At 62.6% G+C, this 16,349-nt stretch carries 9 protein-coding genes; 1 reads left to right on the top strand and 8 read right to left on the bottom strand.

Annotation, left to right across the window (positions count from 1 at the left end; all coding sequences use genetic code 11):
* Positions 1-68: 68 nt before the first annotated feature.
* The 5 genes from JUI81_RS09370 to pvdM form a co-directional block, all read right to left on the bottom strand.
* Positions 69-4,244, bottom strand: coding sequence for a non-ribosomal peptide synthetase (locus JUI81_RS09370; protein ID WP_204124149.1), 4,176 nt, complete (start codon positions 4,242-4,244; stop codon positions 69-71).
* 29 nt (positions 4,245-4,273) lie between these two features.
* Positions 4,274-5,932 carry a cyclic peptide export ABC transporter gene (locus JUI81_RS09365; protein WP_019579937.1) on the bottom strand — a complete coding sequence of 553 codons (1,659 nt, stop codon included), beginning with the start codon at positions 5,930-5,932 and terminating at the stop codon, positions 4,274-4,276.
* Positions 5,933-6,063: 131 nt separating this feature from the next.
* Positions 6,064-6,951 (bottom strand): formylglycine-generating enzyme family protein, encoded by an 888-nt coding sequence (locus tag JUI81_RS09360; RefSeq protein ID WP_204124148.1) that lies wholly within the window; start codon positions 6,949-6,951, stop codon positions 6,064-6,066.
* A gap of 158 nt (positions 6,952-7,109) precedes the next feature.
* Positions 7,110-8,390: an aminotransferase class V-fold PLP-dependent enzyme gene (locus JUI81_RS09355; protein WP_204124147.1), complete on the bottom strand. Its 1,281-nt coding sequence runs from the start codon at positions 8,388-8,390 to the stop codon at positions 7,110-7,112.
* A complete protein-coding gene (gene pvdM, locus JUI81_RS09350; protein WP_204124146.1) occupies positions 8,387-9,757 on the bottom strand; it encodes a pyoverdine-tailoring dipeptidase-like protein PvdM in 1,371 nt (456 codons plus the stop codon). The genes JUI81_RS09355 and pvdM overlap by 4 nt, the downstream gene beginning before the upstream one ends.
* A gap of 326 nt (positions 9,758-10,083) precedes the next feature.
* On the opposite strand from pvdM, the gene JUI81_RS09345 reads away from it, so the two are divergent.
* Entirely contained in the window at positions 10,084-11,712 is a 1,629-nt protein-coding gene (locus tag JUI81_RS09345; RefSeq protein ID WP_204124145.1) for a PvdJ/PvdD/PvdP-like protein, read from the top strand.
* Positions 11,713-11,778: 66 nt separating this feature from the next.
* On the opposite strand, the gene JUI81_RS09340 is transcribed toward JUI81_RS09345, so the two are convergent.
* The 3 genes from JUI81_RS09340 to JUI81_RS09330 are packed head-to-tail and all read right to left on the bottom strand — an operon-like array spanning position 11,779 to position 16,327.
* Positions 11,779-13,173: an efflux transporter outer membrane subunit gene (locus JUI81_RS09340; RefSeq protein ID WP_019579942.1), complete on the bottom strand. Its 1,395-nt coding sequence runs from the start codon at positions 13,171-13,173 to the stop codon at positions 11,779-11,781.
* A gap of 7 nt (positions 13,174-13,180) precedes the next feature.
* Positions 13,181-15,154, bottom strand: coding sequence for a MacB family efflux pump subunit (locus tag JUI81_RS09335; RefSeq protein ID WP_204124144.1), 1,974 nt, complete (start codon positions 15,152-15,154; stop codon positions 13,181-13,183).
* Positions 15,155-16,327 (bottom strand): efflux RND transporter periplasmic adaptor subunit, encoded by a 1,173-nt coding sequence (locus JUI81_RS09330; RefSeq protein ID WP_028941184.1) that lies wholly within the window; start codon positions 16,325-16,327, stop codon positions 15,155-15,157.
* Between the last annotated feature and the right edge of the window lie 22 nt (positions 16,328-16,349).

Raw genomic sequence — 16,349 nt, 5'->3', positions numbered from 1 at the left:
GTATTACCTGAAGCACAAACAAAATCGCAGAAGCCATGGCTTCTGCGTTTTTGTTTGCCGTCGCTCGGTCAGCTACATGACTCGCCCTGGCAGCCGAGGAACACTTCGGTAAATGACTCCAGTAGCGACTCGGCGTAGATCATGCTGCGGTGCGGCAGCGGTGAGTGGATCGAGGTGTGCAATTGGCCTGTCACATTGTGGGCCCTGAGCAGTTGTTCCGAATACCGCACTTGCTCCAGGGTTTTATGCGACAGCGACCACCAGCAGCTGACCTGGACCTTGAGCAGCGGCAGCGAGAATTGTTCGAACGCCGCCACCAGACGTTCATGTATCGCATAGGCTTGCGCGTTCATGATCTCTTGCTTGATGCCTTCCAGGGTCGCGATCATTTCCTGTTCCCCGGTCGCTGTCTGTTCGCTGGCCCAGCGATAGAAGGCCTTGAGGTCGGCCGTCGGGTTCCGGGCGATGAAGCTCGCCGCCGCCGGTTCCAGATGCGCGAACATCAGGTTGAAGACTTCGAGTGCTGCCAGCAGTTCGTTTTCCGCGCTGAGGTGGTTCGGGTTGTCTTCTTCCAGAGGCTTGCGCGGCAGGTCGGCAGGCAGGTCACGTTCCGGCAGAGTGGTGTCGACGAGGCCGAGGAAGGTCACTTCCTTGCCCTGGCGCTCCAGGTGGGCGGCGACGTCCATGGCAATGGCGCCGCCCAATGACCAGCCCATCAATCGGTAGGGGCCGTGGGGCTGCTTCTCGACGATCTGTGCGCTGTAGTCGGCAATCATCTCGGCCCATGTCTGAGCGTTCGAGTCTTTGTCGGCAAAACCCTTGTGCATCACGCCGAAGGTCCGGGCATGGGCACTGAGTTTTTTCGCCAGCGGCTGATAACAGAACACGATACCGCCGCTGGGGTGCAAGCAGAACAGTGGCGGTGCCGACGCTGTCGAGGCGTTGAGTTCGACCACGCATTGCACATGCTGCTGATGCTCCCGTGCGATGAATCTGGCCAGTGCCTGGACATTGGGATGAGCCAGCATGTGTTGCAACGCCAGTTTGATGCCCAGGCGCGCGTTAAGGGTCGAGATGAATTGAATGGCCAGAATCGAGTGGCCACCGAGTTCGAAAAAGTTGTCGTCCAGGCTGACACGCTCGACCTGCAACGCTTCTTGCCAGAGTTCGGCGAGCGCCTTTTCCAGTGGCGTTTCGGGGGCAATGAAGTGGCGCTGCGTCTGGCTGAGGTCGGGCTGCGGCAGGGCCTTGCGGTCGAGCTTGCCGTTGGGGCTCAACGGCATGGCGGCCAGTACCAGCAGATGACTGGGCACCATGTAGTCGGGCAGATTGGCCTTGAGCTCAGCCTTGAGGGTTTCGCGCAGGTCGAGTTGCTGCTGCTCGCTCAGCGAGTCGCTTTGGGCCACGACATAGCCGACCAGTTGCAAACCCACCGCGCCTTCCCGGGCAACCACCAACGCCTCGCGGACCTGCGGCGATTGCAGCAGGCATGACTCGATTTCCCCGAGTTCGATGCGGAAGCCGCGAATCTTCACCTGGTGATCCAGTCGGCCTGCATACTCGATCACACCGTCGGCGCGATAGCGCGCCAGATCGCCGGTGCGGTAGAGACGACCGCCGCCCTGAACATCGAACGGGTCGGGGATGAAACGCTCGGCCGTAAGCTCAGGTCGCTTGAAGTAGCCGCGTGCGAGCAGGTCGCCGGCAATCATCAGTTCACCGACGACGCCCACCGGCACTGGCTGGCCGCCGGCATCGAGCAGGTAAATCGCCCGTCCGGCCAGAGGCTGGCCGATCGGCATGCTTTTGGGCAGGGCGATTTGCCCTGTCACGTAGTCGCTGCAATCCAGCACCGTGGCGCTGACCGTCGTTTCCGTCGGCCCGTAGGTGTTCAGCAGCTTCACGTGCCCGAGCCCGGCCTTGCCCCAGGCCGCCACGCCCTCCGGTGGCATCGCTTCGCCACCGACGATCACTTGCCGCAGTGCACCGTAGTCGCGCTGACCGGCTGCGGCGAAGTCCTTGGCCAGCATGTTCCAGTAGGTGGTGGTCAGGTCGCTGACGCTGAACTGTTTGTCGAGCAGTTCGCGGTACCAGGTTTCACTGTCCCAGATATCCGGCCCGCGCAGCACCACCGAGGCGCCGCAGATCAACGCCGGGTAAAGCTGCTCGACAAAGGCGTCGAAGTTGAACGTGGCGAACTGCAGGGACCGGTCCTGTGCGGTCAGGCCGAGAAACTCCAGCGCCACCTGGGCGTGACGGGTTAACGCCGCCTGGGTGATGCCGACCCCTTTGGGGCGACCGGTGGAACCGGACGTGAACATCACATAGGCGAGGTTTTGGCCGGTGGTGCGGCAGGGCGGGTCAAGTGCGGGCAGCGTCCCCCGGACATCGATGTCGTCGACGCAGCGTCGCTGGACGCCGGGCATCGAGGGCAGCCGACCAAGCAGCGAACGCTGGCTCAGCAACACGCTCAGGCCACTGTCTTCAATCATCCAGGCCAGGCGTTCCTGCGGGTAGTCGGGGTCCAGTGGCACATAAGCGCCGCCGGCCTTGAGCACCGCCAGCAGGCTGACAATCATCTGCGCCGAACGCTCCACGGCAATGCCCACCAGCACCTCGGGGCCGACCCCGCATTCAATCAGGGTGTGGGCCAGGCCGTTGGCCGCATGGTTGAGCTGCGCATAACTGAGCTCAAGGTCGTTGAAGATCAGGGCCACCGAGTCGGGGGTTGCCAGCGCCTGGCGTTCGAACAACTGATGCACGCCGTCCTCAGGCATGGCTGACGCGGGCGGATTCCACCGCTGCAACTGAACCTGGCGTTCGTCGCTTGCCAGCAACGGCAATTCGCCGAGCGCACGCAGCGGATCTTCCGTGAGTGCATGGAGCAGGTTCAGCCAGTGCCGGGCCAGGCGTTCGAGGGTCGCGGGGGCGTAGAGGTCCCGGCTGTATTCGAGACTCGCGTGGATGCCCTCGAGCGAATAGCCGACGTCCAGGGACAGATCGAATTTGGCCTGGCCGGGACCCGCGCCGAGGAACTCCAGCGCCAGCCCGTCCAAGTCGATCCGGTCCGGTTGCGCGGCTTCAGTGCGCCAGTTGAACAACACCTGGAACAACGGATTGGCGTGTTCGCTGGCGTGCAATTGCAACGCGTCGAAACTCAATTCCAGCGGGTAATCGCCATGGTCCAGCGCCGCCAGCGATTCGCGCCGCAGCCGCTGGAGAAAGTCTGCGCAGGACAACAGCGGATCAATGCGCGCACGGTACACCTGGGCGCTGACGAAAAAGCCGACCAGATCCTGGGTTTCGCTGCGATTGCGGGTGGCGTTGGGTACGCCGACGGTAAAGTCGTATTGGCCACTGTAGCGGCTCAATAACAATTGCCAGGCCCCGAAGGCCACGACGAAAGGCGTCAGTTTTTGCTTCTGGCAGAAGCGGTTCAGGGCTTGCGCGAGGGGCGCTGGCACACTGAAGTCATACTGCCCGGCAGGGTGGCCGTGCCGGGCATTTCGTGGGAAGTCCACCGGCAGATCGAGGGCCGGCAATGTTTGCCCCAGATACTCTTGCCAGTATTCGGCGCTGCTGGCGCAGGTTGCACTGTGCAGGTATTCGCCACGCTGCCAGGCGGCATAGTCGGCGTACTGGATGGCCGGGCGTGGCAAGGGTGATGTATCGCTGCTGCCGGCCTGGGCAAAGGCTCGTGCCAGGTCTTGCATCAGAATGGCATTGGACCAGGCATCGGAAACGATGTGGTGCATGTTCATCAGCAACAGATGCTCGTCGGCCGAAATCTGCAGCAGTGTCGCCCGCATCAGCGGCGCCTGACGCAGGTCGAACGGCGTGCCGGCCTGGGCCTCGATACGTAGCGCGATCCGGTTGGCGCGGGCCTCGTCCGACAGGCCCGACAGGTCTTCATGGCCGAGCACCAGTGTTGCCTGCGCATCGACCACCTGCATGGCGCAACCATCGATTTCGACGAAGGCACTGCGCAAAATATCGTGCCGCTCAAGCACCTTGTTCAGGGCTGTTTCCAGCCGCCGGGGTGCCAGGGGGCCGGTGATGCGCATGACACGGGGCAGGTTGTAGGCGGCGTTGTCCGGTGACAGTTGCTGGAGAAACCACAGCCGCTGCTGGGCGAAAGACAGCGGCGCCGGGCGCTGATTGGCGCGGGCGGTTATCCCCTGGGGTTGATCACCGGCATCGGCCAGCAACAGCGCCAGTACATCATCATCGATCAAATCGTTCATCGGGGCTCTCGTAGTCGGCGGTGGATCGTTCAGGCGGTCGCCAACGGTTTTTTTTGCGCGACGACCTTGCCGCCTTCCATTCGCACCAATTGGTCAGCGACATCGAAGTAACGGTCGTCGTGGGAAATGACGATGATGGTCTTGCCCAGGTATTTGAGTTCCGGCAACAGCTCGGTGTAGAAGATGCGCCGGAAGGCCGGGTCCTGGTCGGCCGCCCACTCGTCGAACACCAGCACCGGGCGTTCTTCCAGCCAGGCGTTCAACAGGGCCAGGCGTTTGCGCTGGCCGGTGGAGAGGTCGGTGGTGCTGAAGGCGCCATCGCGGATGCTGACCTTGTGCGAGATTTCCAGGCGTTCCAGGTAACGGTTGGCGTCTTCGGGAACGTTCTGCTCGCCTTGCACCAATTCGTCGAACAGGTAGTAGTCGGCGAAAATCGTGGTGAACAACTGGCGATAGTCGTCGCGGTCATGCGCCAGGACCGGCTTACCGTTAAGGATGATTTCCCCGCCCTGCGGCGCATACAGCCCCAGCAACAGTTTGATCAGCGTGGTCTTGCCGCCGCCATTCTCGCCGACGATAAACACGATCTCGCCCTGGGCGATGGACAGGTTGACTGGCCCGAGGGCGAAGGGCTTGCTGCCGTCCACCGCCGGGAAGGCGAAATGCACGTCGCGCATTTCAAGGTGTTCGACCACCGGTTTCGGCGCGTCTTTGTCACTGAGCAGCAGGTGCGGTTCCGGCGAGGAAAACTGCTCCGCCAGGTCGGCAATGCGCTTGAACGCAATGTTGGCGCGGCTGACCACCGGCAGGGTGGTGACCAGGTATTCCATCGGGCCCTTCATGTACAGCAGCACCAGCACGAACCCGCTGAGCACCGCTTTATCGGTACCCAGCCACAGCGATTGCAGGGCCAGCGCCAGGCCGATCACCACGAAAAACAGCATCGAGCCAAGGGTCTTGGCCACCACGAAGGTGTTGACCGCGCGGATGTGCGTGTTGCAGATGAAATCAGCGGTGCCTTCGATGCGTTGGCTGAACATGCGTTGGCGGCGCGGACGATGGATGCGCAGTTCCTTGGCTCCGGCGGCAATCGCGCTGTAGTGCTTTTGCAGTTCGTCCTCGGCTTCGCGAGCCGCCTGGAAACCCTTGATGCCCTTGGCCCGGGCCACGTATTGCAGCGCGGTGCCGATCACCAGGGCCACCAGCAGCAAGGCAAACATCGGCAACGACAGGTAGGCCAGGTAGCTCAGGCAGCCCAGGGTGACGGTGAATGCAATGGCCAGCGGCGCGAAGGAAAAGGCGAAATCACTGACGGTGTCGACGTCATGGGTCAGCACCGGAATCAGTCGATAACTGCGGAAGCGCTCGATCTGTACGATCGGTGCCAACAGGACTTTTTCCCCCAGGGATTTACGCAGCCCGGCAATGATGTGTTGCCCGACATGGTTGGTGCCGATGTCCGACAGGATCGACGTCAGCAACGCCACCGCGCACAGGCCGATAAACGTTGCCAACACCCGGGTCGACGGGGTGCCGGCGGCGTTCAGCGCGTCATTGATGGTCGCCAGTAACGCGGTGATGCTGAGGCCACCGAGCATGCCGAGCATGATCGACACCACAACGATGACCCGGAAAGGCCTGAGCAGGCCGAGGACTTCACTGAAGGCTCCGCGGGATTTTGAGGTCATGGAAGTTTCCGCTTCAAGTGCCGCTAAAGGGCAAAGGTTCAAGAGTTTGGCTGCTTAAAAGACGAAACCCGTGGGCGGCGATTTAGCCGCGCACGGGTTTGTTGCAGGTCATGCGACAGGAGGTGGGAGCCTCAAAGATCCCGCGCGACGCGAAAACCGAGCCAGTCGCCACGGGTGTCGGGGTAGGTGGCATTGCGGTTGCCCGAACGCGAGAACACCGGAGCTTCGCCCCAGTCATTGCCGCGAATGCGCCGGGCCGTGCATTCGCCGGTTAACCACGCGCTGCCATCGCTCGGTGCGCCGACGTAGTTGTCGTTGTAGCAATCGGCGGTCCACTCATAGACGTTGCCGTGCATGTCGTACACGCCGAAGGCGTTGGCCGGGAAACTGCCCGCCGGTGAGGTGAAGTTGTAGCCATCGGCGGCGCCGTAGGTGTTGGCGTGTTTGGCGATGCTGTATTCCTTGCCTTCATCGAACGGGAAGGGGAACGGGCCACTGCTGCCCGCGCGGGCGGCATACTCACGCAGCGATTCGCTGACCAACCGATAGTGCTTGCCGGTCTTCTTCGAGAGCCAGGCCACATAGGCATTGACCTCGGGGAAGTTCATACACACCGCCGGATGCCTGGCCGTGCGTTCATAGCGCGGCACGCCAGCCTTGCACTCGCGGCCCGGCCGGGTGTCGCCGTCGGGCATGAGGTAACCGCTGTCGCGCAGGTACGCGTCCCACTCGCCGGCCAGCACCTGAAAGCGGCTGATGGCCAGCGGTTTGGCGAAGGTCACCGGGTGCAACGGACCTTCGTCGGGCTCGCGGCCCACCTCATTGTCCGGGGTGCCCATGGTGAAAGTCCCGGTGGGCAGCACGACCATCTCAGGGCAGTCCTTGCAGTCCTTGAACACTTTGCCGGGCTGGGCGGGGGCGGCGGCCTGAGCGGCGCCCGGCAGCAGGCCTGCAACCACGGCGGCGAAGGCCAGTGCGGGGAGCGTCTTCAGGGAAAAGCTACGCAGCTCACTGTTCATCATTGCTCTCGATAAAAAGTTAAAGGGAATCAGGGGGGCTGATGCCAGTCAGTCAAGTGAAGGCCAGACCTGTGGCGAGGGGGCAAGCCCCCTCGCCACGGGTCTGCACTTGGCGCAGGCTTTTCTTAACTGACTGACATTAACCATGGGGCTGGCGATCAGAGCTGTTTGCCGAGCAACGCGATGAAGCGGTCGACTTCAGCTTCGGTGTTGAGCAGCCCCGGCGCGGCGCGGATCACCGAGCCCACGTCGCGCTCCACGGCATCGGCGATCACGCGGTTTTGCATCAGCCAGGCGGCGATCTTGTCGCAGCTTTTGCCCTTGACCCGGAAGAAGCTGAAGCCGGACGACAGCTCGGGGCTCAGGGGCGTGACCAGTTCGATCTGCGGGTGCGCTTGCAGGCGTTTTTTCATATAGCTGTTCAGCGCATGGATACGCGCCTGAACATCGGCCTTGCCCAATTGCAAATGCAGCTTGAAGGCTTCGTTCAGTGCCCAGCGATGCTCGAACGAGTGGTAGCCGCCCGGTGTCATGGTGGTGGAGAAGGCCGTGGCTTCGGAGAAGGTCGGGATGATTGGCGTGACGTATTTGACCTGTTCACTGCGGCTGCAAACGATGCCTGTGCCACGGGGGCCGAATAGCCATTTGTGGGTGCCGGCGATGAAGAAATCGCAGTTCATGGCGGGAAAACTCAAGTCCTCGACACCGAAACCGTGCACGCCGTCGACCAGGTAAATAATGCGGTCCTGGTCGGCGCGATTGCGGTTGTGCTTGTCCACCAGCGCGCCGATGTCGGCGATCGGCAGTTTCACGCCACTGCCGGAATGCACCCAGGTCATGCCGAGTACACGGGTTTCGGGTTTGATGTTCTGCTCGATCGAGGCCAGGATCTCCGTTTTGGACACCGTCTGCGGATCCTTGAACAACCTGATCTTGCGCACCCTAGTACCGTCCCGTTGGGTGCGCAGATCGAGAATGGTGTGGGTCGCGTAATGCTCGTGGGCGGTGGTGAGGATTTCCTGGTCGGGGCGCACATGAACGCCGCCGTAAATCATCGCCAGGCCTTCGGTGGTGCTGCCCGTCAGTGCGATCTGTTTGGCATTGGCTTGCAGGTAACGACCGGCCCAGACACGCACCTCTTCTTCACGCTGCTCGATCACGCCCAGGTCCCAGTCCATCGCCAGTCCGGGGTTTTTATCGAGGGCGGCACGGTGCATCTCGATCGCTTCACGCACAGGCTTGGGGTGCGAGGTGATCAGGAAATTGGAGAAATGCAGGTAATCCGGATCCTGGTCGAACAGCTGCCGCAGCTGTGCCCATTTGTCCCCAGGCGGCGAGGGCACTGGCGTGGCGTTGGCGACGTTGTTCAGGCCGGCAGTCAACGGCAGGCCGGCGGCGAGGATCCCGGCCTGTTTCAGAAAGGTGCGACGATCGCTCATGGTGTGCTCGTGCCTTGTTGTGAAATCAGCGCTGGCTTGGCGGCTTTCTGCACCTGATCCCAGACCCGCAGGAAGTTGCCGCCCCAGAGCTTGGCGATGTCTGCTTCGGAGTAGCCGCGCGAAATCAGTTCTGCCGTGACATTGCGAATGTCACCGACGTTTTCCCAGCCTTTGACGCCGCCCCCTTCGTTGAAGTCGGAGCTGATGCCGACATGGTCAATGCCGATTTTTCGCACCGTGTAATCGATGGCGTCGCCGAGGTCCTTGAGGCTGGCTTTGGGTTCTTCTTCGAGAGTCGCGTAGAGACGGCTGGCGTACTGGCCGAATTTTTTCTCGGGCCAGGCAGCGATGACCGGATCGCCCGGCATCAATGCCATGGCGAGGTTCGGCAGGGGCGGCAGGTCGAACTCTTTGCGCAGTTCGTTGAGTTTGTCCTGGGTGGTCTGGGTCAGCGGGCGCAGGTATTGGGAGAAACCGACCACCTGCACCACGCCGCCGCTGTTCTTGATCAGCTGCATTTCCTTGTCGCTGAGGTTGCGCGGGATATCGACCATCGCCCGTGGCGCCGAGTGCGAGGCGACCATCGGTGTGCGGCTCAATTGCGCGACTTGCTCCAGGGCCTTGGTCGACATTTGCGACACGTCGATGATCACACCCAGGTCATTCAAGCGATGTACCGCTTGCTTGCCCAGGTCCGAGAGGCCGTCGAGGGCATCTGGCGAATCGTTGAAAAACGGCAAGGGGCGCGAAGAGTCGGCCCAGTCGTTATTGCCGATATAGCTGAAGCCGAACATGCGCATGCCGCGTGCCGTCCACAGATCCAGCAGCTTCAGGTCGTGGCCCAGCGGGTAGGCATTGAGCATGCTGATGAAAATCGCGAACTTGCCTTCGCCGTGCAAACGACGGAAATCGTCGGGGGTGTAGGCAATGGCGACCTGATTGGGAAAGTCGCGGACCATCCCCGAAATAATCTTGTAGCGGATCTCCTGCTGGTTGCGTGCCTCTTCGACAAAACCGGCGGTGGGCTTGTGCGGCGCGTTGGCTCCATTCCACAGTTCCGGCCAGCCGAAAATCGTCAGGGCCGCGCCGGACAGGCGTCCGCGGTTGGCCTTGACCAGGTCGAACTGGCCCTCGCCATCCTTGTCGGCTTCGTTGCCCTGGGTGCCGAAGTTCTGCATCAGGCTGATGTGGCTGTCGAAGGAGAGCATGCGCTCGTGCAACTCGTCGGCCTGTTGCATGACCTTGATCGGGTAACCGGGGTTGTCCTTGAACCCGTAATACCAGACTGCGAAGCCAGCGCCGGCGCTGATCGCCAGGGCCAGCGGCAGGCCGATGTAAAGAGCCTTTTTCGAACGTGGTTTTGTCATTGCCATCTCTGTCAGGTTCGCCGCCCCGGTGCAGGCGCAGGGGCCTTTGCTATCTGGGAGGAACGAGTGGCTGGCAGAAAAAATTAGGAGACAGCGAGATACCCTGTGGCGAGGGGGCTTGCCCCCGTCCGGCTGCGAAGCAGTCGTAAATCCGGTGCATGCGGTTTGCCTGGCGGAACGAGGTTGCAGGTTTCAGGACTGCTTCGCAGTCCAACGGGGGCAAGCCCCCTCACCACAGGGATTGTGTTTGGCACGCTTAAATTTCCCCCCACAACAAACGTTCTAGCTTGGATAAAGCCTGCTTCATGGCTGACACAGGTAGGGCAATGACGATTTCTCGACGATGGTTCATGGCAGGCCTGGCGCTGACTGGCGCTGCCGTGCCTGCGGCTTATTATGGGCATCGCGAATGGACGAAGCCGGACCCGACGATCACCCCCGGCGAAGCGACGGTCGACCTGGCGGACACCGCGGGTCAGCAGTTGGCCAATTCGCTGCGCGGCATCTGGGATATCCGTTTCGAAGGTTCGCAAGCGGGCCTCGACGGGTTACCGCAGCACGGGCTGGAGCTGTTTCTTGACATCGCCCAGCGCGGCCGTGGCCTGCGTGGCTGCCTCGATACCGCGCTGCAGTTACGCGGTGAAGCCGAGCCGCGTTACCGGGTGATCGGCGACCTGGTGTCGCCTGACGCCAGCCAGCTGTACTGGCGCCTGATCGATCGGCAATCGGCCAACGGCGCACCGACTTATGAGCTGGCGGTCACGCTCGATGAGGTCTGGGCCGATTTCGGCAATGCCGGCAGTGGCACGCTCAGCGGGCGGATTCTGCGTCTGGATCGCCCGCTCGGTTTGCTGGAACTGGACAATCGTTTTGTCGCGCGCAAACGGCTGTTTCCCGAAGCCCGTGAGCGTGTGGGGTTGAATCCGCCGTTGCTGGCGTGGCTGATTTCCCCCGAGCACCGTTTGTTCCACCAGCTCTGGCACGCCTCGCGGGACAAATGGCACAAACTCTCCAAGGACCAACAAGGTGCCTTGCGCGGCATCGGCTGGCAGCCGGGCCCGCGGGGTAACGAGCGCGATGCCCGGGGGCCGCGTAAAGACCGTAATGGTTCGGGAATCGACTTTTTCTTCATGCACCGGCACATGCTCGGCACGGCGCGTTCGATGCAGGACCTGCCGTCCTGGTCGAGCTTTCCGATGCCGCAGCCAGAGCTTGAACGCGACCGTCAGGGCTTCGCCCGCTATTTCGACAATCACGATGGCACGGCGCTGCCGCCCACCTGGCTGGCCGCCGAAGACACCGAGTACACCCAGTGGGTCAGCGACATCAAGACTGCCGAGACCTACCACAGTAATTTTCAGGTATGGGAGTCCCGTTACCGCGACCCGCGTTACCTGTCGAAGCTGACCCTGGGGCAGTTCGGTTCGGAGGTGGAGCTGGGGCTGCACGACTGGCTGCACATGCGCTGGGCCTCGGTGCCACGGGATCCCTCCAACGGTCAGCCGGTGCCTTTTGCCCGGGATCCGGCGGACTTTGCCGCGCGCTGGTATGCGCCGGAAAACGACTTCCTCGGTGACCCGTTTTCATCCCACGTGAACCCGGTGTTCTGGCATTTCCACGGCTGGATCGACGATCGCCTGGAAGACTGGTTCCGCGCCCACGAGCGTTTCCATCCGGGGGAACTCAGTCGGCTTGAGGTCAATGGCGTGCCCTGGTTCGCTCCGGGGCGCTGGGTTGAAGTCGATGATCCGTGGCTCGGCCCGAGCACCCACGGTTGCAGCACCACGCCGGGATTGCAGGTCGGCAAGTCGGTGGAAATGGACCCGGAAACCATGAAGCTGGCGCTGCGCATTACTTTCGGCACTGATGAAAAGAAACTTGCGGATTTGTTCCGGCGGGTGCCGCAACGGCCTTGGTATGCGCGGAATCTGAAGGTCAAGCCGCTGAGGTCGTAAGCCAGGCACTTGTGGCAAGGGAGCAAGCTCCCTCGCCACACAGTTTTTGGTGACGGATAACCTCGATCAAAGCACCTGCCACCCCCCACCCAACGCCTTGTACAACGCAATGCTCGCCTGCAACCGCGACAACCGCAGTTGCACATTCGAGTCCTGCGCCGCATACAGCGTGCGCTGCGTTTCCAGCACCGTCAGCCAATCCTCGGCGCCAGCCTGATAGCGGCTTTGCGCAATGTTGAACGCGGCCTGGGCCTGGTTCAGTTCTTCGCGTTGCCACTGCCGCTGTTCATCCAGGCCGCGAATGCTGTTGAGGGCTTTTTCGACGTCGGCAAACGCATTGATGATCGCGCCTCGGTAGGCTTCCAGCAGTTCTTGTTGGCGGGCCGTGGCCTTGTCGCGCTCGGCACCGAGGCGGCCGTTGTTGAAGATCGGTGCGACCAGCCCGGCGGTGAGGTTGTAGAACGGGCTGCGCAGAATGTCGCTGGCCGTGTTGGCGCCCGAGCCGATGTCGGCGCTGAGGGTCACGGCGGGCAACATGGCTGCGCGCGCGACCGTGACGTTGGCCTGGGCGGCGGCCAGTTGCGCTTCGGCGCGGGCGATGTCCGGGCGGCGGCTGAGCAGTTCGCTGGGCACCCCGGAGTCGATTGAAGGCCATTGCAGTTGCTCGAAGGATTCGTGGCTGGGCGGAAGTTGCTGAACCGGTCGGCCCAGCAGGGCGGCGAGGCTGATCCGGGCGTCCTCGGCTTGCTGGCGAATCAGCGGCAATTGCCGTTGTTGCGCCGCCACCAGGCTTTTTTGTTGGGCCAGTTCCAGCGCGGTGGCCGAGCCTGAGTCGAAACGGGTCTGCACCAGTTTCAAAACGTTCTGTGCATTGGCCAGGTTCAGCTCGGCAATGCGACTTTGTTCATCCAGCGACAAGGCTTGCGCGTAGCTGTTGGCCACGCCGCTGAGCAAGGTCAATTCAACCGTGGCCTGATCGAACTCGCTGGCGCGCAGCCCGAATTGCGCACTGTCCCGGGACGCGCGTTTGCCGCCCCAGAAGTCGATCTCGTAACTGGCGCTGAGGTTGGCGTCAAAGTAGTCCACGGCCTTGTTGCTGCTGTCGGCATCGAGTTGACTATAGCCGTTGCCGCGCAGCAATTTCTGGCGGTTGGCGTTCATGCCGGCCTTGATCTCCGGCAGCTGCGAGCCGCCGGCAATCACTGTGTCGGCCCGGGCCTGATGCACCCGAGCGATGGCGGCGGCCAGGTCATAACTGCCGACGCGGGCCTGTTCGATCAAGCGATCAAGCTGCGGGCTGCCGAACTGCGTCCACCATTGCCGGTTTGTCCGGGAAGCATTTTCATCGTGTGGCGATTGCCAGGCCGGCGGTGGTTGAATGCCGCTGTCCGGGCGCGCAGCCGGGTGGCTGCACGCGCCGAGTATCAGGCAAAGGGTCAACAGGCTCAGTTGCGGTTTCATAGATCGATCATTCACTGGTAAGGGCCGTGACCGGGTCGAGCCGGGCAGCTTTGCGGGCCGGCATGAAGCCGAAGACAACGCCGGTGATCAGTGCGCAGGCGAAGGCGCCGATGACCGCCGCCAGGGAGAAGGCCACCGCCACTTTGCTGAGCACCAATACGCCACCGACGATTAGCGCCAGGGCGATGCCGGCAATCCCGCCGACCACCGAGAGCATCAGCGCTTCGGTGAGGAACTGGCGCAAAATGTCGCGCTGACGGGCGCCGGTGGCCATGCGGATTCCGATCTCGCGGGTCCGTTCGCGCACGGTCATGAGCATGATGTTCATCACGCCGATGCCGCCCACCAGCAGCGAGATCGCCGCAATCGAACCGAGCATCAGCGACAGCGTATTTTGCGTGCGCGCCTCGGCCTGAATCATCGCGGCATTGTTGGTCAGTTCGAAATCGTGTTTGCCGTCGTGCAGGCGCAGCATCAACTGCTCGATGGCCTTTTCGGTCTCTTTGACCTTGCGCGCATCGGCTGCGGCAATGGCCACGTATTCGGGGTTGTGGGTGCCGAACAGCCGGACACTGGCCGCCGAGTAGGGCACGGCAATCCGGTTGTCACTGTCGGAGTCGCCGGAACTGGCGCCTTTTTCAGCGAGCACACCGACGACCTGAAAGGGCACGTTTTCGATCAAGATATATTGGCCGATGGGGTTGGCGACATCCTTGAGCAACTTGCTGCGCACCTTGTGGCCGATCACCGCGACCGCTGCGGCGTTGCGCTCATCGGCCTCGGTGAAGTAACTGCCCTCGACCACCGGCCAGTTGAAGATCGCCGGAAAGTTGGTGTCATTGCCGCCGACGTAGCTCAGGTGATCGAGATTGCCGAAGCGCACCCCGGCTTCGGCGCCGTTGACCGGCATGATTCGCATGACTTGCGGCAAACTGGCCAGCGCCGCGACGTCATCCAGGGTCACGATGCCGGGCGGCGTGCGCGGGTTGGGAGCGGAGCCACTGAGGTAAATGATGTTCGAGCCGAACGCGCCCATCTGCGCCATGACCTGACGCTTGCTGCCTTCGCCGACCGCCAGCATCACCACCACCGAGGCGACGCCGATGATGATCCCCAACAGCGTCAGGGCGGTGCGGAAGCGGTTGATCCACATCACCCGCCAGGCTGCGTGTACGGCATCCACCAATTCACCTTTCCAGGCTCCGGTGGCCTCGCTGCCTTCGCTCAGCCGCTTGCGCAAATCCACCGCTTGCAACGCACCGGGATTGGCCGAGGCCTGCACGGCGGGGTTGTCGCGGGCGCTGTCGCTGATGATCAGGCCATCACGGATTTCGATCACGCGTTTGGCCCGCGCCGCCACGTCGCGGTCGTGGGTGATGAGGATCACCACATGGCCCTGGCTCGCCAGTTCGTCGAGCAGTGTCATGACCTCGGCGCCGCTGTGGCTGTCGAGGGCGCCGGTGGGTTCGTCGGCGAGGATGATGTGGCCGCCATTCATTAATGCGCGGGCGATGGACACCCGTTGCTGCTGGCCGCCGGAGAGCTGGTGCGGACGGTTGCCGGTGCGCTCGGCCAAGCCCAGACGGTCGAGCAGGGCGGCGGCGCGGGCGTGGCGTTCGGCCGCTGGGGTGCCGGCGTAGATCGCCGGCATCTCGACGTTTTCCTGGGCCGAACCGGACGGAATCAGGTGGTAACCCTGAAACACGAAACCGAAGGCCTCGCGACGTAGCCAGGCCAGTTCATCGCTGTCGAGTGCCGCGACATTTTCGCCGGCGAACAGATACTCGCCGGACGTTGGTCGGTCGAGGCAGCCGAGGATGTTCATCAGCGTCGATTTGCCGGAGCCGGAAGCGCCGACGATCGCTACGAACTCCCCGGCGTGGATCGACAGGTCGATGCCGCGCAACACATGAACTTCAGGCGCGTCGCCGCCACCGTAGGATTTACGAATGTCCTGCAGGTCGATCAGAGGCGTTTGCATTCAACCTCCGCTGCCGTCGGCGGGGCCGATCAACAGGTGATCGCCTTCGGCCAGTCCGTCAAGGATCTGCACCTTCAAACGATCGCTGATGCCGGTGCGCACAGACCGTTGTTCGATCTCACCGTTTTGAGCGACCACCCGAGCCGTTTGACTGTCGGTCTGCGGGCCGCCCTGCAAGGCGGCGACCGGAGCGGTAAGGACGTTTTTTGCCTGATTGGAAACGAAGAACACTTGGGCGGTCATTTCCGCCATCAGCGCGTTGTCGGCGTTGTCGACGTCCAGCAGCACCGTGTACAGCACCACGCGGGCCGTCCCGCTTTTACTGGAACTGGCCGGACTGCCGCCGCCCTGGCTGGTCTGATCCAGCGGTTTGGGCGGTATCGGCAAAATCTGCCGCACCGTGCTGCTCCAGCGCCGGTTACCGCCGCTGAGCGTGGTGAACCAGGCGCTCATGCCGGGTTTGACGTGGCCGATGTCAGCCTCCGAGACCTCGGCCCAGACCGTCATCGGCGACAGTTTGGCGATGCGCAGGATCAGCGGCGTTTGTTGCTGGGCGTTGAGGGTCTGGCCTTCGCGAGCATCGAGGGCCACGACCGTTCCGCTCATCGGCGCGTAAATGCGCGTATAGCCGAGTTCGGCCTGATCGCTGCGCAGGTTGGCCTGGGCCTGGCGGATCTGCGCCTCGAACATGTCGATGCGCGCCTGGGTGGTGCGCAGTTCGGCTTGGGCCGTTTGCACGTCTTCGTCCCGTGTCGCGCCGCCGGCGGCGAGGTGCTGTTGACGCTGATATTTCTGCCGGGCCAGGTCGTGTTGTGCCCGTTGCTCCTGCAGCTGCGCCTTGAGGTTGTCGATGGAAAAACGCCCGGCGTCGAGTTTGGCCTGTTGGGTGGAAGGGTCGATTTCCACCAGCAACTGGCCTTCCTTGACCACGTCACCGACTTCCACATGGATCTTGTGGATCTGCCCGGAGGCCTGGGCGCCGACATCGACATACCGTCTCGGTTGCAGGGTTCCCAATGCCGTGACGCTGCTTTCAATGTCGCCGCGCGCGACCTGGACCGTGGCGAAGCGGTCACGACCCGCTGGCAAAACCTGCCAGGCCGCGATGGCGATAACGGGGATCAGACAAAGGGCAACAAGCAGGGCGCGTCGGGTGTGACGGGGACGTTTCATGCAGGGTTCCGGCCAATAGGAT

The sequence above is a fragment of the Pseudomonas sp. 008 genome (assembly GCF_016861935.1).
In the GTDB taxonomy this organism is placed as follows: Bacteria; Pseudomonadota; Gammaproteobacteria; order Pseudomonadales; family Pseudomonadaceae; genus Aquipseudomonas.
Note: the sequence above shows the minus strand (reverse complement) of the source record. Positions and strands in the feature narration are given on the sequence as shown.